The sequence below is a fragment of the Pseudarthrobacter equi genome (genome assembly GCF_900105535.1).
Lineage (GTDB): Bacteria > Actinomycetota > Actinomycetes > Actinomycetales > Micrococcaceae > Arthrobacter > Arthrobacter equi.
The window spans coordinates 2,056,340-2,075,785 of sequence record NZ_LT629779.1; the positions used below are offsets into that span (position 1 = coordinate 2,056,340).

The 19,446-nt window shown below is 65.4% G+C and carries 16 protein-coding genes; 12 read left to right on the forward strand and 4 right to left on the reverse strand.

Annotated features, from left to right (window positions below; genetic code table 11):
• Nucleotides 1-33: 33 nt before the first annotated feature.
• Both BLT71_RS09280 and BLT71_RS09285 read right to left on the reverse strand, forming a co-directional pair.
• Entirely contained in the window at nt 34-2,157 is a 2,124-nt protein-coding gene (locus BLT71_RS09280; RefSeq protein WP_091719465.1) for a Stk1 family PASTA domain-containing Ser/Thr kinase, read from the reverse strand.
• Nucleotides 2,158-2,258: 101 nt separating this feature from the next.
• Complete coding sequence (locus BLT71_RS09285; protein ID WP_091719467.1) at nt 2,259-3,635, reverse strand: lytic transglycosylase domain-containing protein; 1,377 nt, start codon at nt 3,633-3,635, stop codon at nt 2,259-2,261.
• A 241-nt stretch (nt 3,636-3,876) separates the two neighbouring features.
• On the opposite strand from BLT71_RS09285, the gene BLT71_RS09290 reads away from it, so the two are divergent.
• The gene (locus BLT71_RS09290) at nt 3,877-4,230 is read left to right on the forward strand and encodes an Rv2175c family DNA-binding protein (RefSeq protein ID WP_172829943.1); all 354 of its coding nucleotides are present in this window, start codon (nt 3,877-3,879) and stop codon (nt 4,228-4,230) included.
• A gap of 9 nt (nt 4,231-4,239) precedes the next feature.
• On the opposite strand, the gene BLT71_RS09295 is transcribed toward BLT71_RS09290, so the two are convergent.
• Both BLT71_RS09295 and BLT71_RS09300 read right to left on the reverse strand, forming a co-directional pair.
• On the reverse strand, nt 4,240-5,334 hold the full coding sequence (locus tag BLT71_RS09295) for a polyprenyl synthetase family protein (RefSeq protein WP_091719471.1): 1,095 nt from the start codon (nt 5,332-5,334) through the stop codon (nt 4,240-4,242).
• Nucleotides 5,331-5,861, reverse strand: coding sequence for a hypothetical protein (locus tag BLT71_RS09300; protein WP_091719472.1), 531 nt, complete (start codon nt 5,859-5,861; stop codon nt 5,331-5,333). The genes BLT71_RS09295 and BLT71_RS09300 overlap by 4 nt, the downstream gene beginning before the upstream one ends.
• 140 nt (nt 5,862-6,001) lie before the next feature.
• On the opposite strand from BLT71_RS09300, the gene dinB reads away from it, so the two are divergent.
• From dinB to ftsW, 11 genes are all read left to right on the forward strand, one after another.
• A complete protein-coding gene (gene dinB / locus BLT71_RS09305; protein WP_091719474.1) occupies nt 6,002-7,162 on the forward strand; it encodes a DNA polymerase IV in 1,161 nt (386 codons plus the stop codon).
• Nucleotides 7,163-7,433: 271 nt separating this feature from the next.
• Nucleotides 7,434-7,808: a DUF3040 domain-containing protein gene (locus BLT71_RS09310; RefSeq protein ID WP_091719476.1), complete on the forward strand. Its 375-nt coding sequence runs from the start codon at nt 7,434-7,436 to the stop codon at nt 7,806-7,808.
• A 346-nt stretch (nt 7,809-8,154) separates the two neighbouring features.
• A complete protein-coding gene (gene mraZ, locus BLT71_RS09315) occupies nt 8,155-8,583 on the forward strand; it encodes a division/cell wall cluster transcriptional repressor MraZ (protein ID WP_009358613.1) in 429 nt (142 codons plus the stop codon).
• Between the two features lie 181 nt (nt 8,584-8,764).
• Nucleotides 8,765-9,757 (forward strand): 16S rRNA (cytosine(1402)-N(4))-methyltransferase RsmH, encoded by a 993-nt coding sequence (gene rsmH / locus BLT71_RS09320; RefSeq protein WP_091719478.1) that lies wholly within the window; start codon nt 8,765-8,767, stop codon nt 9,755-9,757.
• Nucleotides 9,754-10,398: a hypothetical protein gene (locus BLT71_RS09325; protein WP_091719480.1), complete on the forward strand. Its 645-nt coding sequence runs from the start codon at nt 9,754-9,756 to the stop codon at nt 10,396-10,398. Before rsmH ends, BLT71_RS09325 begins: the two co-directional genes overlap by 4 nt.
• Nucleotides 10,399-10,442: 44 nt before the next feature.
• The gene (locus BLT71_RS09330; RefSeq protein WP_091719482.1) at nt 10,443-12,245 is read left to right on the forward strand and encodes a peptidoglycan D,D-transpeptidase FtsI family protein; all 1,803 of its coding nucleotides are present in this window, start codon (nt 10,443-10,445) and stop codon (nt 12,243-12,245) included.
• 79 nt (nt 12,246-12,324) lie between these two features.
• Entirely contained in the window at nt 12,325-13,962 is a 1,638-nt protein-coding gene (locus tag BLT71_RS09335; RefSeq protein WP_091719484.1) for a UDP-N-acetylmuramoyl-L-alanyl-D-glutamate--2,6-diaminopimelate ligase, read from the forward strand.
• Nucleotides 13,963-13,968: 6 nt separating this feature from the next.
• Nucleotides 13,969-15,435 carry a UDP-N-acetylmuramoyl-tripeptide--D-alanyl-D-alanine ligase gene (locus BLT71_RS09340; protein ID WP_091719486.1) on the forward strand — a complete coding sequence of 489 codons (1,467 nt, stop codon included), beginning with the start codon at nt 13,969-13,971 and terminating at the stop codon, nt 15,433-15,435.
• Nucleotides 15,432-16,541 carry a phospho-N-acetylmuramoyl-pentapeptide-transferase gene (gene mraY / locus BLT71_RS09345; RefSeq protein ID WP_056077552.1) on the forward strand — a complete coding sequence of 370 codons (1,110 nt, stop codon included), beginning with the start codon at nt 15,432-15,434 and terminating at the stop codon, nt 16,539-16,541. The genes BLT71_RS09340 and mraY overlap by 4 nt, the downstream gene beginning before the upstream one ends.
• Nucleotides 16,523-18,100, forward strand: a complete 1,578-nt coding sequence (murD, locus tag BLT71_RS09350) for a UDP-N-acetylmuramoyl-L-alanine--D-glutamate ligase (protein WP_172829944.1) — start codon at nt 16,523-16,525, stop codon at nt 18,098-18,100. The genes mraY and murD overlap by 19 nt, the downstream gene beginning before the upstream one ends.
• A gap of 2 nt (nt 18,101-18,102) precedes the next feature.
• Nucleotides 18,103-19,446, forward strand: a complete 1,344-nt coding sequence (gene ftsW / locus BLT71_RS09355) for a putative lipid II flippase FtsW (RefSeq protein ID WP_091719490.1) — start codon at nt 18,103-18,105, stop codon at nt 19,444-19,446.

Sequence of the window (19,446 nt, forward strand, 5' to 3'; positions counted from 1 at the left end):
GAGGCGCCGCGAAGCGCCCCTGCCCACAGCGGCCTACACCACTGTCAAGGTGATGACGGACCCTTCCGGAACTTCCGTGTCCACCGGATCCTGGTCCCTTACGGTGCCGAAGAATCCACCCAGGACCTTGTTAAGCCGGACCTCAAATCCAAGCTTCCGCAATGCTTGTTCGGCTTCCCCCGCCTGCTTGCCGATAAAGCTTGGGACCTCCACCATCCGGGGACCCTTCGAAATGGTCAAGGTGACCGTTCCGCCGCGGGTCAGCGTCCCGCTGGCAGGACTCTGGCTGACCACGGCGCCCTCCGGGACCTTCCTGTCGAAGACCTCGTCCTTGGCTACCTCCGCCTTCAGGCCCGCTGCCTCGATGGCGTCGACCGCCTGGTTTTCCGCCTTCCCCACCACAGAGGGAACGGCAATGGGCTCGGGGCCCTTGGAGACCACCATTGCCACTGCGGTGCCCCGCCGGGCAGGAGTACCGGCTGCAGGATCCTGGGCGAGCACAGTCCCCGCCGATGCCCCCTCGTCAAACTGTTCGGTAACTTTGCCCAGCGCCATTCCAGCGGCGTTGAGGGCGTTTTTGGCCTCGTCGAGGGTGCCGGCCGTCAGTTGCGGCAGGGGGTAAAGCTGGGGGCCCTTCGATACGAGCAGTGAAACCGGCTGGAACTTGCGGATCTCCGCTCCGGCCTGCGGGTCGCTGCCTACCACCCGGCCGCTGGGAACGGCATCGTCGAAGACGTCGCTGGTGGTCGAACGGAATCCTGCATCGCTCAGCAGTTGCTGGGCCTCCGCTACGGTCCTGTTGGCCACCGCTGGTATTGCTGCCGCCGCACCCGGACCCATCCCGAAGAACCAGCCTGCTCCGGTGGCAAGCAGCGCGGCAATAACCAGGACGATGATCCACAGAATGCCCCTCCGCCGTGGGTTGCCTTCGCGCAGGCTTCGAGCCGGTGTGGCGGCAGCCCGTGCGCGGGCCTTCTCATCGTCCTTTTCCGCCTTGCGCTGGGCCCGCTTGCTCAGTGCCGGGGGAGCCGGGGCCCAGGCCGGACTCTCGTCCTCGCCGGGCGGGGTGAGGGCGTGGCCGGGGCGCGGTGCCGGCGCTGGGTTGCGGGCGGCCGTGGCAGGGCCTGCCGGCTGGTAGGGAGGCGGCACCGGACGGCCGGCGGGCATGACGGACGTCTGATTGCTGATGTGCGGGATGAACTCGGTATGGCTGGGCCCGGCGGAGGGATCCGCTGCGCCCGGCAGTCCCGTGGTCCCGGGAATTCCGTGAAGGGAAGCTCCCAGAGCTGCCGGTGGCTGCAGGTCGAGTTCGGAATCGGTCAGGTTGGTGCGGATGTGGCGGAGTTCCTGCAGCAGCGCGCTTCCGTCAACCGGGCGGTTCTCGGGATCGTTCGCAGTGCACCACTGCACGAGTTCATCCACTTCAGCTGCGAGGCCCGGAACGAGCGCGGACGGCGGACCCACCGTGCTGTTGACGTGCTGGTAGGCCACCTGGATGGGAACGTCGCCGCCAAAGGGCTGTTTGCCGGTCAGCATTTCGTAAAGCATGATGCCGACGGAGTAAACGTCACTGCGGGCATCGGCGGGCCGGCCCAAGACCAGCTCAGGGGAGAGGTAGGCAACCGTTCCGATCAGCGCGCCGCTGCTGGTGGACGTTGTCACGGCCCGGGCAAGGCCGAAGTCGCCCACCTTGATCCGGCCGTCGTCGGCGATGAGGACATTCTCGGGTTTGACGTCCCGGTGGATGAAGCCGGCGGCGTGCGCTGCCGCAAGGCCTTCCACCACCGGGTCGATCAGGGCCAATGCCAGCCGTGGCGGCAGGGCGCCCTTGTCAGTGATGACGTCCCGCAGGGTGTGTCCCTTGATGTACTCCATCACCAGGTACGTCGTGTGGCCGTCATTGCCCTGGTCCAGGACCCCCACCACGTGGGGATGGGACAGCTTCGCGGCGGCCTTGGCTTCACGGCCCAGCCTGCCCAGGAAACTTTCATCCGCGGAGAAGTGCGGATGCAGCACTTTCAGGGCTACATCGCGTTCCAGCCGCTGGTCCTCGGCAAGGTACACAGTGGACATGCCGCCCCGCGCCAGCTTGGACCTGATGGCGTAGCGGTTATCCACCAGCGTTCCTACAAGGGGGTCAGACACGTTTTCCTGCACCCTCCGATCCTAGTTGCAATGGAACGGGTCCGGGCCGATAACCGGCCCGAACCCGTTCCATCAGCGGCTGCCGGCCCCGTGAAACCGGGCCGGCCAAGGCTTTAGCCGAAGTTCTTCTGGTGTGCCTTGATGGCTGCCACATAGGTTTTGGTGTCGTCGTACATCCCGTACTTACTTACCGAGTACTGGCCCTGGTAGTAGCCTGCGATGGCGGTGTCCCGGTCCTTGCTGGTAGCAAGCAGCTGGCGGATGATGGCAACTCCTGCGGTGGCGTTGTCATAGGGATCGAGCAGGTTCAGTTTGCGGCCTACCAGGTCCGAGGCCCATTGGCCGGAGCTGGGAATGACCTGCATGGTCCCGATGGCGTTGGCAGGGGAGACTGCGCGCTGGTTGAAACCGGACTCCTGGTAGGCGAACGCCAGGGCCAGTGACGGCTCGACACCCATGCGGCGGGCGGTGTCTGCCACGATGTTCTGCATCTCTGCCCGGGACGGGACCGGGGAAGCATTCAGCAGTGCCTTGTTTTCATTGGCGGAGTTCACCACCGCCGGCGGGTAGGTGAACCCAAGGAAGGAACTGGGTACCAGCGGGGCAGCGGGCGCTGCCGGCTGCGCAGCAGCAGGCTGCGAGCCTGAGCTTGGGACATTCAGTTTGTTGCCCGGGTAAATGATGGAGCCGAGGTTCAGCCCATTAGCCGAAAGGAGCTCGGGCAGCTTCACCCCATGGCGCGATGCGATGGCGGACAGGGTGTCGCCCGCCTTGACGGTGTAGGAGCCGGCCGCCGGAGCCTGCGGGGCTGACGTGTTGGCGAGTGGGGCCGCCGGTGCCGCTGCGGCCGCGGGGGCAGCAGGTGCCTGCGAACCGGCGCCCACCTTGATCTTCTGGCCGGGATAGATGATGGACCTCATGTTGAGGTTGTTCCAGCTGAAGACATCCCCCAGGCTGACGTTGTGCCGGGCGGCAATGGCGCCCAATGTGTCACCGGACTTGACGGTGTAGGTGGCGCCGGCGGCCGAAGCGGGTGCAGCGGCCGGCGCGGCGGGGGCCGGGGCTGCTGCGGCAGGACTGCCGGACAGCTTAATCTTTTGCCCCGGGTAAATGATGGTGTTCGCCTGGAGATTGTTCAGCCTGAGCACTTCCCCGGTGTTCAGGTTGAATTTTCCTGCGATGGCGCTGATGGTGTCTCCGCGGGCGACTGTATATTCGGCAGGCGCAGAATTCTGTGCGGGTTTAAAGGCCGCCGGAATCATGGTGGAAACGGATGAGGCCGGAATGACCGTTGCCGTGGCCTTGGCTGCTGCCTGCGCGTTCATCGCCGCGGTCAGGGTCGCGGGGAGCGGTCTGGATGGCTGCTGGGCAGTGGCCGGCTGTGCGAGGGCCAGGGACGACAGGACAACCGCCGGCAGTGCCGCCGTCGTCGCAGCAATCATCGGCAAGCTCGGCCTGGGGGGTTGCTTCGGCGAGCGGGACATCGTCATGTAAGGGATCCTCTTCTCAACTGCGGGTGCGGACGGGGGTGCCGCATTAGTGCTTGATACTACTGTTACTCGAGTGATCTTTGTTACGAGTGTGAACAGTGAGAATCTCTCATGAATTCGCGGTTAGCACAAGAATTCGTGCTTTTGCCGTAAGGAAGAATTTCGGAGTGTCCGCAGGCCGCGAGTATTGGGCCGATGAATCGACTAGGCGCCGGGCCGCGCACCGTGGCAACCTTGATCCGTGAGTAACGTAGAAAACCTCGTGGGCGAATGGTTGCCCCTCCCCGATGTCGCCCAATTGCTGAATGTTTCCATTACCAGGGTCCATGGCCTGATTGATGAGCGCGCCCTCGTGGCTGCGCGTGTGGGCGAACGGAAGATCCGCTCGGTACCTGCAGAATTCCTCCAGGACGGCCAGGTGGTGGACAGCCTTAAAGGCACCATTGTTGTCCTGGCCGACGCCGGCTATTCCGACGAAGACCTGATCATATGGCTGTTCACTCCGGACGAGTCGCTTCGCGGCCGGCCCATTGACGCCTTGCGCGAGGGACGAAAGACCGAGATCCGGCGCAGGGCGCAGACCCTGGCCTGGTAAGTGCTGTCCTCAGGAGGCCCGGCTGACAGTAGCCTCGGCCAGCCTCCTGAGAGCGGTCTTGGGCAGCTCATCCAGCTGGAGCGCCTCCAGGGCCTCGTAGGCCGCATTGCCGTATTCCCCAATCAGCACTTCTGTGGCCTGCAGCGCTCCTGAGTCTTCGATGATCCGGCGGATTTCCTGGACGTCCCCGTCATCCAGCTCCGGGCTCCCCAGCCTGGAGTCGATGAAGGCGGACTCCGCCGGAGAAGCCTGGTCCAGGGCCAGCGCCACCAGCACGGTGCGCTTGCCTTCACGCAAGTCATCTCCGGCCGGTTTGCCCGTGGTGAGGGGGTCCCCGAAAACTCCCAGGACGTCGTCGCGAAGCTGGAATGCCTCACCCAAGGGAAGGGCGAAGGCTGAATAGCCGCGCAGCAGGTCGTTGGTGGCGCCGGCCAGGGCGCCGCCCAGGGCCAGGGGGTGCTCCGTGGAGTACTTGGCGCTCTTGAACCTGATGATCGACTGCGCCCGGCTGACGGCGCCCGCGCGGTCTCGGACCGGCCCGGCCACCTCTTCCAGGATGTCCAGGTACTGCCCCGCCATGACTTCGGCCCTCATAAGGTTGAAGATCAACCGTGCCCGGCTGCCCGACGCCGCCCGTTCGCCGATATCCGTGAATGCCTCTTCACTGAAGGAAAGGCACAGGTCGCCGGCGAGGATGGCTGCTGCCTGCCCGAACCGCCCGCTGTCCAGGGCCCAGCCCTGGGCCTCGTGCAGTTGGCTGAACCTGCGGTGGACGCTGGGGCCGCCACGGCGGGTATCCGAGCGGTCAATGATGTCGTCATGGATCAGGGCGGCGGCCTGGAAAAGTTCGAGGGCGGCTCCTGCCGTCACCACCTCAGCGGCGCCGGCGTCTCCGCCCGCCCCGCGCCAGCCCCAGTAGCACATCAGGGCGCGCAGCCGCTTGCCGCCGGTGACGAGGTTCGAGATTGAACCCATGATGGGATCGATGTCCGGGGAGATGCCGGACATGATCCCCTGGCGGGACGTGAGGAAGCCGGTCAATTCCCCGGCCACCGAGGCCACAAAGTCGGCCTGTTCGTTCCTTAACTGCTCGGCGCCAGTCACTTGGCGGACTCAGCAGCCACGTTGGCACCGATGGTGAAGGTTGCCACTCCGGATGCCTCAACCACCGAAAGGTTGACCGTCTCGCTGTCACCGCGGACAAAGTCCTTGGAGGCCACGGCCCCCACGGAGTCCCCGGGCACCGCCTTGAAACCCTGCGCTTCCAGCGCCTTCGTGTAGAAGTCGACGACGGCGGACGTGGGTCCGGTGACAGTCGCCACCAGCGCGGCGGTTGCGGGCGCGGACGACTTGTCAAAGCTGCTGGATACGACGGTCGCGTTCGGCATCAGTGGGAGGAGCTGCTGCGGGAAGCCGTCAACAAGCGCCCCCACAGTTGCCGAAGTGCTGGGAGAGGCGCTGGGGCTGGCCGACGCAGTAGTGGTTGCATGTGCAGTCGCGGGCACAGTGGCGGGGGAGGACGGTGACGGCTGTGCCGGTGACGGGGTCGGGCTGCAGGCTGCCAGGGCCAGTGCCGCGCCTACGGCAAGAACGGCCAGGCCAGCCGGTTTGAAGTTTCCAATGACCGTCACAGGGACTTTCCTCCTGGTGTTGATGCCGGATTCAGCCTCCAGTTTAGTCAGTACCTACGGATAGGATTGCAGCCGTGGGGCCCGACGCTAGAAACCAACCAGCCGCAGCACGCCTTCCGGGCGGCAGGCGCAAGTGCATCATGCACGTGGACATGGACGCCTTCTTCGTCTCGGTCGAACTCCGGACACGCCCCGAACTTCGCGGCAAGCCAGTGATCGTCGGCTTTCCGGGGGAGCGCTCAGTGGTCCTGTCCGGCTCCTATGAGGCGCGGGCTTTTGGCGTTAAATCAGCCATGCCCATGGCCGTCGCTGCCAGGATGTGCCCGCAGGCCGTCATCATCGAACCGCGGCACAAGCTGTACTACGAAGTCTCGGCGCAGCTGATGGCCATCTTCGAATCCGTGACTGAACTGGTGGAGCCGCTCAGCGTGGATGAAGCCTTCCTTGACGTCACCGGAGCAATTCGCAGGCTGGGCCCCCCGAGGGACATCGGTGAACTCATTCGGCGCCGGGTCGCCTCGGAGCTCGGCATCACGGCATCTGTGGGCATCGCCGAGTCGAAGTTCGTGGCGAAGATCGCCTCCACCCGCTGTAAACCGGACGGCCTGCTGCTCATCGGCCCCGATCAAACCGTGCCGTACCTGCACAGCCTGCCGGTGGGGGCGCTGTGGGGTGTCGGGGCAAAGACAGCTGAAGTCCTGGCACGGATGGGAATCCGGACGGTGGCGGATGTGGCCGCCACTCCCGTTTCCACTCTCCGCCGGATGCTCGGCGCCGGCGGTGAGCACGTGCACCGGCTGTCCTGGGGTATCGACCCCAGGGCGGTTACGCCCGTGCGGCTGGAAAAGAGCATCGGAGCGGAAGAGACTTTTGCCGTTGACACATCCGATGACGCCCTCCTCCACCGCGAACTCCTTCGGCTGTCCCACCGCACGGCCGGACGCCTGCGAAGCTCCGGCATGGTGGCGAGGACCGTGGCCTTGAAACTGCGCTTTGCGGACTTTTCCACCATCACCCGCAGCCGCACCCTGCAGGCTCCCGTTGACAGTGCACAGCTGATCTATGCGGTGGCGGTCCAGTTGCTGGAGTCAGTCGGGCCCCGTGCCATGTCCGTCCGGCTGGTGGGAGTGCGTGCCGAGCAGCTGGAGGACACGGCAACAACCTCAGTGCAGCTAACCATCGACCGGCGGGATGAGAATTGGCGCGCCGCGGAACAGGTCCTGGACGAGGTCACCCGAAAATTCGGTTCCAAATCGGTGCTTCCTGCCCGCCTCATGGAACCCGGAAGCGGTGCGGGTTAAAACGGACCAAAAGACGGCCGTCCCCGTGTTTCGGAAGAAATCGCCGTCTTTCAGAACGGACCGCAACAAACTATCCTTAGAGATACATAGTTTTTGAGTGATTGGACTACTGCCGGACCGTTTTGGACATGCTTCCGCTCCGGCGGCTGTGCGCCCGGTTCAACTTCCTGCCCAGGCGGGAAGATGGGAACCGAACAGGTGCACCAGCCGTTAAGGGTGCAGGAGTAATTTCTGGGACCAGCCCGGACGTTGGCCTACGAAGGAGGTCGTGATGCCGCTGTCGGAGCACGAACAAAAGCTGCTTGAGCAGTTGGAGAAGCAGCTTCACGAGGACGACCCGAAGTTTGCGAACTCCATGGGGTCGGACCCCGGGCGTTCGTGGTCAACCAGGCATGTGGTGATCGGCGTCCTTGGTGCCTTGGCAGGCGTGTTCCTGCTGCTGGTAGGCGTCACGCTGCAGAGCATCTTCGTTGGTGTCCTTGGCTTTATCGTCATGGGTGGCGGCGTATATTTTGCGACGATGCGCAGTTCTTCGGCAGCCAAGGATGGCGCCAAGGGCAGTACCGGCAAGCCGGGCAAACCGCGGAGTTCCTTCATGAGCAACCTCGAGGAGCGTTGGGACGAACGCCGGCGCGGTGAGCCCTAGGTCCTGCCGGTAACCGGGCCCCACCCGGAGCCTCCACTTCGCTCCCCGGCAGGGGAGCCAACAACAGAAAGACCCGCTGCGGCGGGTCTTTTCCTGTTTAACGCTGTTTGCTGCCAATTCAGGCAGTTGCCCGGTTCCCTGATTCCCGCTATGCCCTGGAAATCCACTCCACTTCCCACCACCGGTTGAAAATGGCGCCATTCCGCGGCCAGTATCCCAATTTCCTGGCCCACCACACCCCATTTTGCGTTGACTGTGGGGGAAAGTGGAGTAATGTGGAGGGCATAAGAGGGTGGTTGCAACATAGGGGATGTGCATTTCCTGATATCGGACAGGCGGTGGACCAGTGTTTCTGGGCACTCACTCGCCGCGCCTGGACGAGAAGGGACGGATCATTCTCCCTGCGAAGTTCCGTGAGGAGCTTGCAAGCGGGCTGGTGCTCACAAGGGGCCAGGAACGTTGCATCTACGTCTTCAGTGAGAAGGAATTTGCGCGGGTCCACGAGCAGATGCGGGAGGCACCAATCTCCTCCAAGCAGGCACGTGACTATATCCGTGTCTTTCTCTCTGGGGCCTCTGACGAGGTACCTGACAAGCAGGGGCGCGTGACAATTCCTCCCGCGCTCCGGGAGTACGCAGGACTCGGAAGGGAACTGGCCGTCATTGGCGCAGGCTCCCGTGCCGAGATCTGGGACGCCCAAGCCTGGAATGAATACCTCGCGGAGAAGGAAACAGCCTTCTCTGAAACGGACGATCCCATTCCGGGCATTCTCTGAATCCCGGAGCGGTAAGCAGGAGTTTCACGCAGGAAGTTTCCTGGATGAGATCTCCAGCCGGCCGATCGGCCAGCCAACCTGACTCACTTCCCCGGAGCCAGGCAGGCGGGACGGTAGGTGCGGATGGGGATCTGATCCCGGAAGCGGAACCAGCGACCACAACGGCGAGAAGGGACGAGGCATGAACGAACAACCGAAGCCAACGTCCGAACGCCATGTGCCGGTCCTTCGGGACCGGTGCATCAATTTGTTGGCCCCAGGATTCGATGCCGCACGGCAGCAGGGCAACGCCCCGATCGTCATCGACGCCACGCTGGGGATGGGCGGGCACTCCGAAGCCATGCTCCAGCGTTTCCCGGACCTCCACCTGATCGGCATTGACCGTGACGAGGAAGCGCTCGCCCTTGCGGGGGAGCGGCTTGCGCCATTCAGCGCACGGACGGACCTGGTCCACGCCGTTTACGACGAAATCCCCGAAGTCCTCGCGGACCTTGGCGTCACCGAAATCTCCGGCATCCTGATGGACCTTGGCGTCTCGTCGCTCCAGCTCGACGAGCGGGAGCGCGGCTTCGCCTACTCCTTCGACGCTCCCCTGGACATGCGGATGGACACCAGCCGCGGCCAGACCGCTGCGGACGTCGTCAACACGTACAGCGAGGACGAGCTGGTCCGGATCATCCGGAAGTGGGGCGAGGAGAAGTTCGCGGGCCGCATCGCGAACCGGATCGTCGCTGCACGTGGCGAGAAGCCATTCACCACCACCGGAGAGCTGGTGGAGCAGATCCGGTCGGTCGTCCCTGCCGGAGCAGCCAAGTCCGGTGGGCATCCGGCCAAGCGGACCTTTCAGGCGTTGCGGATCGAAGTCAACGAGGAGCTCGACGTCCTGGAGCGCGCCGTCCCGGCCGCCGTGGATGCGCTGGCCATGGGGGGACGAATCGTGGTCATGTCCTACCACTCCCTGGAGGACAAGATCGTCAAGGGCGTCCTCCAGGGCCGCTCCAAGTCTTCCGCCCCTCTCGGGTTCCCGGTGGAACTGGAAGAGCATAAACCCGAACTCAAAATCCTGACCAAGGGCACCGAGGTGCCCACCGCCGTCGAAATCGCCGAGAACCCCCGTGCCGCCTCAGCCAGGCTCCGCGCGGCGGAACGAATCAGAGCCAGGAGAGCTGCATGAGCACCGCTGCCGTCAAGAACTTTCCCGCCGCTCCCGGCAATCCGGCGCAGCGCGAGGAACGGAAGAGCCGTACCCCGCTGTCCGTGGTGCGCAGCATGCCCCGCAAGCGGCGTGCGCCTTTCGTCGTGCTCTGCTTCGCGATGCTTGCAGTAGCCCTGGTGGCAGTCCTGGTCCTGAATATCTCGGTATCCACTGCGCAGTACCAGCTGGTGGAACTGCGCGCCAAGCAGAGCACGCTGACCAAGCAGAACCAGGACCTCACCCAGCAGGTGCAGAACTTCGAGGCCCCGCAGAATCTTGCGGCCAAGGCCAAGGACCTGGGAATGGTGGCTTCAACCGTCAAGGGCCAAATCGACCTCTCCACCCTTTCCGTCACCGGCAAGGCGACGCCGGCTGTTAAGGGTGCCACCGAAGGTGCCGTCATTCCTGCCCCCGCCGTCCCAGGGCAACTGATCGTGGTGCCGCCGGCTTCAACGGGTGAACCTCTGGCAAGCCGCAAGCCGGCAGCAGAAACCCCGTCCGCCGCCGCGGCTCCCGCCGCTGGGGCGCCCGCAGCGGCAGCACCGGCCCGCCAGGCCTCCGCGGCCGAGCTCAATGGCGGCACAGTCCCCGCACCGCAGCAAAAGGTGCCCGGACAGTAACAGCGGGACTGACAGGCACGAGGGACGAACAGCAAGGAAGATCAGTGGCGCAGAGGACCGGTAAGGCAGTGAACGGCAAAGCGCCCAACCCCACCAAACGGTTGCGCCTGGGCCTGGGCATCATGCTCTCCCTCTTGCTGGTGGTTGGCGGAAAGCTGTTCCTGGTCCAGGGCCTGGACGTCGGTGGCATGGCTGAAGCGGCCCTCAACAAGCGAATGACCGAAACGGTCCTGCCTGCGGAGCGCGGCAGCATCCTGGACGCCAACGGCACGGTCCTGGCCAACAGTGTGATCCGCTACAACGTGGTGGTGGACCAGCAGCTCAATACCAAAACCGAGACCTACCGGCGCCTGGATAATGTCGACGGCAAGGAAAAGCTCGTCGAAGTCAGCCGGGACCAGGGCCTCACCGAGCTGGCAGCGGTCCTGGGCATGGACAAGGACGCCATCGTCAAAGCCGTTACCGGTGAATCGCGCTACTACATCGTGGCCAAGGACGTGAAACCGGACGTCGAGGACCGCATTTCCAAACTCCAGGTGCCCGGCATCGTGACCGAAGGCGTCAGCAAGCGTGTCTACCCCAATGGCTCCGTAGCGGGCGGCATCATCGGCTTCCTGCAGGAGGGCGGCAGCGGACAGGCCGGCATCGAACAGACGCAGGACGACCTCCTGAAGGGGTCGGATGGCAAGCGCCTGTTCGAAATCGGGGCGGACGGCCTCCGGATCCCGGTGGGCGTGGACGAGTTGACCGCACCGCAGGACGGCAAGAACGTCAAGCTCACCATCAACTCCGACCTCCAGTACTTTGCGCAGCAGGCCATCCAAAGCCAGGCGGACAAGCTCAGCGCCGAATGGGGCGTCATCATTGTGATGGACGTCAAGACCGGCAACCTGGTGGCCATGGCGGACACCAACTCCCCGGATCCGAACAACCCGGGCCTGGTGGCGGCCAAGGACCGCGGCGTCCGAGCCGTTACCGCAGCCTACGAGCCGGGTTCCGTGGAGAAGATGCTGACCGCAGCGGCCCTGATCGAGGAAGGCAAAGCCAACCCGCTCAGCGAATACACGCTGCCTCCCTCGTATACGGTCAACGGCCAGACGTTTACCGATTCCTTCTCGCACGGCACCGAGAAGCGCACCCTGGCGGGCATCCTCGGCTACTCCATGAACACAGGCACCGTGATGGCCGGCCAGGCCCTGAGCAAGGAACAGCGCCACGACTGGTTGCAGAAGTTCGGCATTGGCCAGGCACCGGACATCGGGCTCCCCGCTACCGCCTCCGGAATTCTCACCCCCGCAGACCAGTGGGACGGACGGCAGGAATTCACCGTTCTCTTCGGGCAGGGCGTGTCCCAGTCCACCCTCCAGACCGTGCGGGCATTCCAGTCGGTGGCCAACAACGGGGTGATGCTCCAGCCGCGCCTGATCGACTCGTATGTTTCCGCCGACGGAACCGAGGAAAAGGTGCCGGCAGCACCCCCTACCCAGGTTGTCTCTGACAGCACCGCCCAGCAGGTCCAGGACATCCTGGAAAGCGCCGTTACCGAGGGCCAGATCAAGGATGCCTCCATTGACGGCTACCGGGTGGGTGCCAAAACCGGCACCTCGGAATCGCCCTGCGACGACGGCAAGTCCGGTTTCTGCGGCTACACCGCCTCCATGGTGGGCATGGCGCCGATGGATGATCCGCGGTTTATTGTTGAGGTGGTACTCCAGCGGCCCAAGGGCAGCATCTACGGAATTACCAACGGGCCGGTCTTCCGGTCGGTCATGAGCCAGGCACTGCGGACCTACAACGTCCAGCCGTCCACCGGCGAACCGGCCAGGCTGCCCCAGTTCGCCAAGTAGCACCCCGGCGCCACCACGCTGCAGCAGCGCCCGCTGCGGCCACAGCCGGGCACGGTCCACTAGCACCATCGGAGATTCCTTGTCAGAGTTCACGCCGTCCCACAGCAGCGCCCTTCCGGCCGCTCCTGTCAGCAAAGCCAGGTTCCGGCCCACCGCCGTCGAACCGGTCCGTCTGGAGAGCATCGGCGCCGCCGTCGGCGTCGCAGTTCCCGGACATGCAGCAGACGTCACGGTCACGGGAATCACCCTGAACTCCCGGGCCGTCGAAGCCGGCGACCTGTACGTAGCCCTCCCCGGCGCGTCCCGCCACGGCGCGGACTTCGTGGCACAGGCCGTGAAAGCCGGGGCGGTAGCCGTCCTGACCGACGACGCCGGCGCGCGCCTGCTGGCGCTGGGCAACGACACCCCGGTGGCGGTCCTCGTGGTGGACAAACCCCGCAACGTGGTGGGCCCGCTGTCCGCGGCCATCTACGGCAGCACCGATGGCGCCGACGAGGACTTCACGCTGTTCGGCGTGACCGGCACCAACGGCAAGACCACCACCACGTACTTCATCAACTCCCTGCTGCGCGCCCTCGGCACCCGGTCCGGCCTGATCGGGACCATCGAGATCCTCGCCGGCACAGAGCCCATTCCAAGCCTGCTGACTACCCCCGAGTCCACTGAAGTGCACGGGCTGCTGGCACTTATGCGCGAACGGGGACTGGGCGCGGCAGCCATGGAGGTTTCCTCGCACGCCATTTCGTACCAGCGCGTGGACGGCGTGCTGTTTGACGTGGCCGGATTCACCAACCTGACGCAGGACCACCTGGACCTGCACGGCACCATGGATGACTATTTCGCCACCAAGGCCGACCTCTTCACGCCGGCGCGCGCCCGCAGGGCAGTAGTAACGGTCGACGACGAGTGGGGCCGCCGCCTGGCCGGCACCGCCGGCATTCCGGTCACCACGCTGAGCACGGACGGGCGGGCAGCCGCGGACTGGGCCGTGGCCGCCACCGAACCCCGGGGCCTCGGCACCGCTTTCACGCTCAAAGGTCCCGACGGCGCCGAACTTCGCCTGCACACAGGACTGCCCGGCAGCTTCAACGTAGCCAACGCCGCCCTGGCGGCGGTCATGGTCCTCACCGGCGGGGTGGACACCGCTGTGCTCCAGGACGCCCTGGACACGGCCGACCCATTCACCGTTGCAGTCCCCGGACGCATGCAACTCGTCGCCGAGCAGCCCGCCGCCGTCGTCGATTTCGCCCACAACACCGATGCGCTGGCCCGTGCCCTCGAAGCCGTCCGGCCGCCGGCTCCGGGCTCACGGCTGATCGTCGTCTTCGGTGCCACCGGCCAGCGCGACCAGGGCAAACGCCCCGCGATGGGTGCGGTGGCTGCCCGCCTCGCGGACACCGTCATCATCACTGACGACGACCCCCACGACGAGGACGCAGCCGCCATCCGCGCCGACGTCCTGGCGGGTGCAGAAGACGCGCGCAGCAGCGAATCGCTTCCCTGCGAGATCCTGGAGGTCTTCCCCCGGGATGAGGCCATCCGGCGCGCAGTAGAGCTCGCAGGCCCGCTGGACAGCATCCTTGTGGCCGGCCGTGGCCATGAAGTCTGGCAGGAAGTCAAAGGCGTCAATCTGGCCCTTGACGACCGCGTGGAACTGCGCACCGCCTTGACAGCCAGGGGATTCAACGTTCTCCAAGACGACCGGATAGAGTCCTAGACCGAGATGATTGCTTTTACTGCGGCCGAAATTGCCGACATCACCAAGGGGCGCCTGGACGCCGATCCCGGAATTACGCCTACATCGGTAGTGACGGACTCCCGCGAAGCCACACCGGGTTCGCTGTACGTCGCCAAGCCCGGAGAACACGCAGACGGGCACGACTTCATCGCCGCAGCGTTCGAATCCGGTGCCGTCCTGGCGCTCGTGGAGCGCCCGGCGGCCAGGCCTGACGGCAGTTCCTACCCATCGGTACTGGTGGATGACGCCGTCCTCGCCATGGGTGCATTGGCCGCGGAGTCCGTACGGCGCATCCGTGCCGCCCGCGCCGCGGCCGGCCAGGAACTCACCGTCGTCGGCATCACCGGCTCAGCCGGCAAGACCACCACCAAGGACCTGCTGGCGGGGCTGTTTGCCTCCCAGGGGGCAACGGTGGCACCGAAAGGCTCCTACAACGGCGAGGTGGGCGTCCCTCTGACCGTCTTCCTGGCGGACGAGGGCACGCGCTATCTCGTGATCGAAATGGGCGCAACGGGGATCGGCCACATCCGGTACCTCGCGGACATGGTGAAGCCGGACATCGGAGTGGTTCTCGCGGTCGGAACCGCCCACGCCGGCGAATTCGGGGGAGTGGCGAACATCGCCCTCGCCAAGGGGGAGATGGTCGAAGGCCTTTCCGCCGGCGGGACCGCGATCATCAACCTCGACGACGACAGGGTGGCCGCCATGCGCAGCCGCACCACGGCCACCGTGCTCGGCTTCAGCGCCGAAGGACGCGACGGAGCCGCCGTGCAGGCCCTCGGCGCCGACACCAACGAACAAGGCAACCCGGAATTCGATCTCCAGCTGCCCGGCGGCGACGGCCCGCACCATGTGGCCAGCAAGCTCATCGGGTCGCACCACACCGGCAACCTGCTCGCCGCGGCGGCTGCGGCCTTCGCCGCCGGCATGGCCGGCGCAGACATCGCCGCCGGCTTGAGCAACCAAAGCGCGGCAAGCCGCTGGCGGATGGAACGCACCGAACGTGCGGACGGCGTCACGGTGATCAACGATGCCTACAACGCCAATCCCGAATCCATGCGGGCGGCGTTGCGCACGCTCGCCGATCTTGGGCGCGGCAGGCGGACCTGGGCGGTGCTTGGGGCGATGCTTGAACTCGGCGACGACTCCATCCGGGAGCACACCGCCGTGGGCACGCAGGTGGTCCGGCTCAACATCTCCAGGCTGGTGGTGGTGGGCCGGGAAGCGCGGGCCCTCTATGTCTCAGCCGTCCAGGAAGGCTCCTGGGGTGACGAATGCCTGTTCGCCGAAACCCCTGACGAGGCCTACGAGCTCCTCAGTACCGAGCTCGAGCCGGGCGATCTGGTCCTCTTCAAGTCCTCCAACAGCGTGGGCCTGCGCCATCTGGGCGATCGGATAGCATTACCCCCACAAACCCCCCTGAACGCCGATGAAAGGAGCACACAGCTGTGATTGCACTTTTGATCGGCGCCGGGCTGGCCCTGCTCTGCGCCCTCGTCGGAACCCCGCTGTTCATCAGGCTGCTGGTCCGCCGCGGCTACGGCCAGTTCATCCGCGATGACGGACCCACGTCCCACCACACCAAGCGCGGAACGCCCACCATGGGCGGCACCGTGGTGGTGGCCGCCGTACTGCTCAGCTACGGGCTCACGCACCTCATCATGTTCCTGATGAACCCGGATTCCCCGGGGCCGTCCGCCTCCGCCCTGATCCTGCTGTTCCTCATGGTGGGCATGGGCCTCGTCGGGTTCCTCGACGACTTCATCAAAATCTCGCGACAGCGAAGCCTGGGCCTGGACGCCAAGGCGAAACTGATCCTGCAGGCCGCCGTCGGCGTCATCTTCGCCGTACTGGCACTGAACTTTCCGGACGAATCCGGGCTTGCGCCCGCCTCCACCAAGATCTCGCTGGTCCGTGACCTGCCGTGGCTCGACCTCGCCTTCGGTGGAACCGTCCTCGGGGCGATCCTCTTTGTGGTCTGGTCCAACCTGATCGTCACCGCCGCCACCAACGGCGTCAACCTCACTGACGGCCTTGACGGGCTGGCGGCCGGCGCCTCCGTCATGGTCTTCGGCGCCTACACCCTGATGGGGATCTGGCAGAGCAACCAGGCCTGCGGTTCGCCGCGGGAAGCCGGCAGCGGCTGCTACTCCGTCCGCGACCCCCTGGACCTCGCCCTGCTGGCGGCCATCATGAGCGCAGCCCTGGTGGGCTTCCTCTGGTGGAACACTTCGCCGGCCAAGATCTTCATGGGCGACACCGGTTCCCTGGCGATCGGCGGTGCCATCGCCGGGTTCGCGATCCTCTCGCGCACCGAACTGCTGCTGGGCATCATTGGCGGACTCTTCGTCCTCATCACCCTCTCCGTCATCATCCAGGTGGGCTACTTCAAGGCCACCGGCGGCAAACGTGTCTTCAAGATGGCTCCCCTGCAGCACCACTTCGAACTCAAGGGCTGGGCAGAAGTCACAGTGGTGGTCAGGTTCTGGATCCTCGGCGGCCTCTTCGTCGCCGTTGGGCTGGGTATCTTCTACGCTGAATGGGTTGTGCTGCTGTGACCGTTTCCCCCCGCCTGGAAAACCTCGTTACCTGGGACTCAGACTGGTCCGGGCTGCGCGTGGCAGTCACCGGCATCGGTGTCTCCGGCTTTGCCGCCGCGGACACCCTGATCGAACTGGGCGCCCGGGTAGTGGTGGTCGACGCCGCCACCAGCGACACCGCCAAGGCTTCGGCCGACACCCTGAAAATCGTCGGCGCCGCCGATGTCCTTCTCGGCGAAGAAGCTGTTACCCGCATTCCACGGATCGACGGTGAACTGCCGGAACTGATCGTCACCTCGCCGGGGTGGCGTCCGGACCAGGCCCTGCTGGCAGCAGCGGCCCGCGCACACATCCCGGTCTGGGGCGACGTCGAACTTGCCTGGCGGGTCCGCCAGCGCGAGGGACGCAAGACCGCCGACTGGCTCGCCATCACCGGCACCAACGGCAAGACAACCACTGTGGGCCTCACCGAATCCATGCTGCGGGCCGCAGGGCTGAAGGCCATCGCGGTGGGCAACGTGGGGAAGCCGATCCTTGACGCGATCCGGGAACCCGTCGAATACGACGTCTTCGCCGTCGAACTCTCCAGCTTCCAGTTGCACTGGGCGGAATCCCTGTCGCCGCTGGCCAGCGTGTGCCTCAACGTTGCCGAAGACCACGTGGACTGGCACGGCTCCTACGACTCCTACCTGGCGGACAAGGCCAAGGTCTACGAACAGACCCAAAAGGCCTGCATCTACAATGCCGAGCAGTTCGAAACCGAACGCATGGTGGAGAACGCCGACGTCGTGGAAGGGTGCCGCGCCATCGGCTTCACCACCGTCACTCCCGCGGTCAGCATGCTGGGAGTTGTGGAGGGCCTCCTGGTGGACCGCGCCTTCATCGAAGAGCGGCGGGACAGCGCCGCGGAGCTCGCCGCCATGGCCGACCTCGGTCCGATCGCTCCCCGGCACATGGTGGCCAACGCGCTTGCCGCCGCCGGACTGGTCCGCGCCTACGGAGTCGACGCCGCAGCCGTCCGCCAGGGGATCCGGGACTACGTTCCCGGCGACCACCGCATCCAGCCGGTAGCCCGCCACGAAGGCGTGCTGTGGGTCAACGATTCCAAGGCCACCAACCCCCACGCTGCCGCAGCCTCACTGGCGGCTTTCACCAACGTCGTCTGGATTGCCGGCGGCCTCTCCAAGGGCGTCACCTACGACGACCTGGTCCGCGAGCAGGCCCACCGCCTCAAGGCCGTGGTACTGATCGGAACCGACTCCTCCGAACTTGCCGGTGCCCTCCAGCGACACGCGCCGGATGTCCCCGTGATCGCGGCGGCGCCGGGTGACACTGAAGAGATGCAGACTGCTGCAGCGGAAGGTGCCACCGGTACCCGTTCCCCCCTTGCCGGGGAACAGGTCATGTCCCTGGCCGTTGCGACAGCAGCCCAGCTGGCCGGCTCCGGCGATACTGTGCTGATGGCTCCGGCAGCTGCTTCCATGGATCAGTTCTCTTCCTACGCACACCGCGGCAACACATTCATCGAAGCTGTCCGCGGGCTGGTGGAAGGGCAGGCCAAGACCGGCGAGGAGTAAAAATGGTCAGCACGCCCACGCGCCGGCAACCAGCCGGGCGGCCAGGCCGTCCGGCCGGCACCGGCTCCACAGCTACGAAGGCGCAGCGCCCGGCACCTGTTACGGTCCGGCTCAAAAAGGCCTACCGCAGTTTCTGGTCAGCCCTCGAGGGCAACGGAACGTCCCGTAACGGCTCCACGTATTACCTCATCCTCGGCTCCACCCTGGCGCTGACGGCGATCGGGATCATGATGGTCCTGTCGGCCTCCAGCGTAGAGTCCATTGCCGCAGGAAAATCGCCCTATGGTGACGCCCTGAAGCAGGGCATGTTCGCGGGCATCGGCATCTTCACCATGTTCGTCCTGTCCCGGATCAACGTGGTCTGGCTCAAGCGCCTCGCCTGGCCCGCAATTATCGCCGCCATGGTCCTGCTGGCCCTGGTGCAGGTGGTGGGCGCGGAAGTCAACGGCAACAAGAACTGGATCGACCTCGGCGGCATCACCTTCCAGCCCTCCGAGGCGTCAAAGCTCGCCCTGGCACTCTGGATGGCCACAGTGCTGGCCATGAAGGCCAAACTGCTGCGGCGCTGGCAGCACGTCTTTGTCCCGGCCATCCCGGTGGCCGTCATCGTCATCGGCCTGGTGCTGATCGGCAACGACCTCGGCACTGCCATGATCATTATGATGATTGCCGCCGCGGCGCTGTTCTTCGCGGGCGTACCCGTGTACTTCTTCGGCATCGCGGGGCTGCTGGGCGCCGCCGGCGCGGCAGTCATGGCCATCACCAGCTCCAACCGCATGTGCCGCATCACCTCCTGGTGGACGGGCGAGTCCTGCGCCGACGGCATCGACGCCAACTACCAGGCCACCAACGGTCTCTATGGGCTGGCTTCGGGCGGCTGGTTCGGCGTGGGGCTGGGACAAAGCCGGCAGAAGTACAGCTGGATCCCCGAAGCCCACAACGACTTCATCTTCGCCATCATCGGCGAGGAACTGGGCCTGGTGGGCACCGTCGTCGTACTCATCCTTTTCGCGATCCTCGGCGCGGCCATCTACCGCGTGGTGGTGGCCCAGGAAGACACCTTCCACCGCGTCCTGGCGGGCACCATCATGGTGTGGCTCCTGGGCCAGGCCACCGTGAACATGTCCGTGGTGACCGGCCTTATGCCCGTGATCGGCGTACCCCTGCCCTTCATCTCCTATGGCGGCTCCGCGCTGCTGATGTCCCTCTGCGCCATTGGCGTGGTGCTTTCCCTGGCCAGGGAACAGATGGCGCCTGCCATCCGTCCCAAACGGATGCTGAAGTTCAAGGCCACGGGGCGGGAGAACGCCCCCCGGAACAAGAAGACTGCTAGAAAGCGTGCCTGA

What these genes read in the sequence shown, in the direction of transcription:
- BLT71_RS09285 (WP_091719467.1), bottom strand. Translation starts at nt 3,635, where the DNA reads ATGACGATGTCCCGCTCGCCGAAGCAACCCCCCAGGCCGAGCTTGCCG.
- dinB (WP_091719474.1), top strand. Translation starts at nt 6,002, where the DNA reads ATGCACGTGGACATGGACGCCTTCTTCGTCTCGGTCGAACTCCGGACA.
- BLT71_RS09310 (WP_091719476.1), top strand. Translation starts at nt 7,434, where the DNA reads ATGCCGCTGTCGGAGCACGAACAAAAGCTGCTTGAGCAGTTGGAGAAG.
- rsmH (WP_091719478.1), top strand. Translation starts at nt 8,765, where the DNA reads ATGAACGAACAACCGAAGCCAACGTCCGAACGCCATGTGCCGGTCCTT.
- BLT71_RS09325 (WP_091719480.1), top strand. Translation starts at nt 9,754, where the DNA reads ATGAGCACCGCTGCCGTCAAGAACTTTCCCGCCGCTCCCGGCAATCCG.
- BLT71_RS09340 (WP_091719486.1), top strand. Translation starts at nt 13,969, where the DNA reads ATGATTGCTTTTACTGCGGCCGAAATTGCCGACATCACCAAGGGGCGC.
- murD (WP_172829944.1), top strand. Translation starts at nt 16,523, where the DNA reads ATGGGTTGTGCTGCTGTGACCGTTTCCCCCCGCCTGGAAAACCTCGTT.
- ftsW (WP_091719490.1), top strand. Translation starts at nt 18,103, where the DNA reads ATGGTCAGCACGCCCACGCGCCGGCAACCAGCCGGGCGGCCAGGCCGT.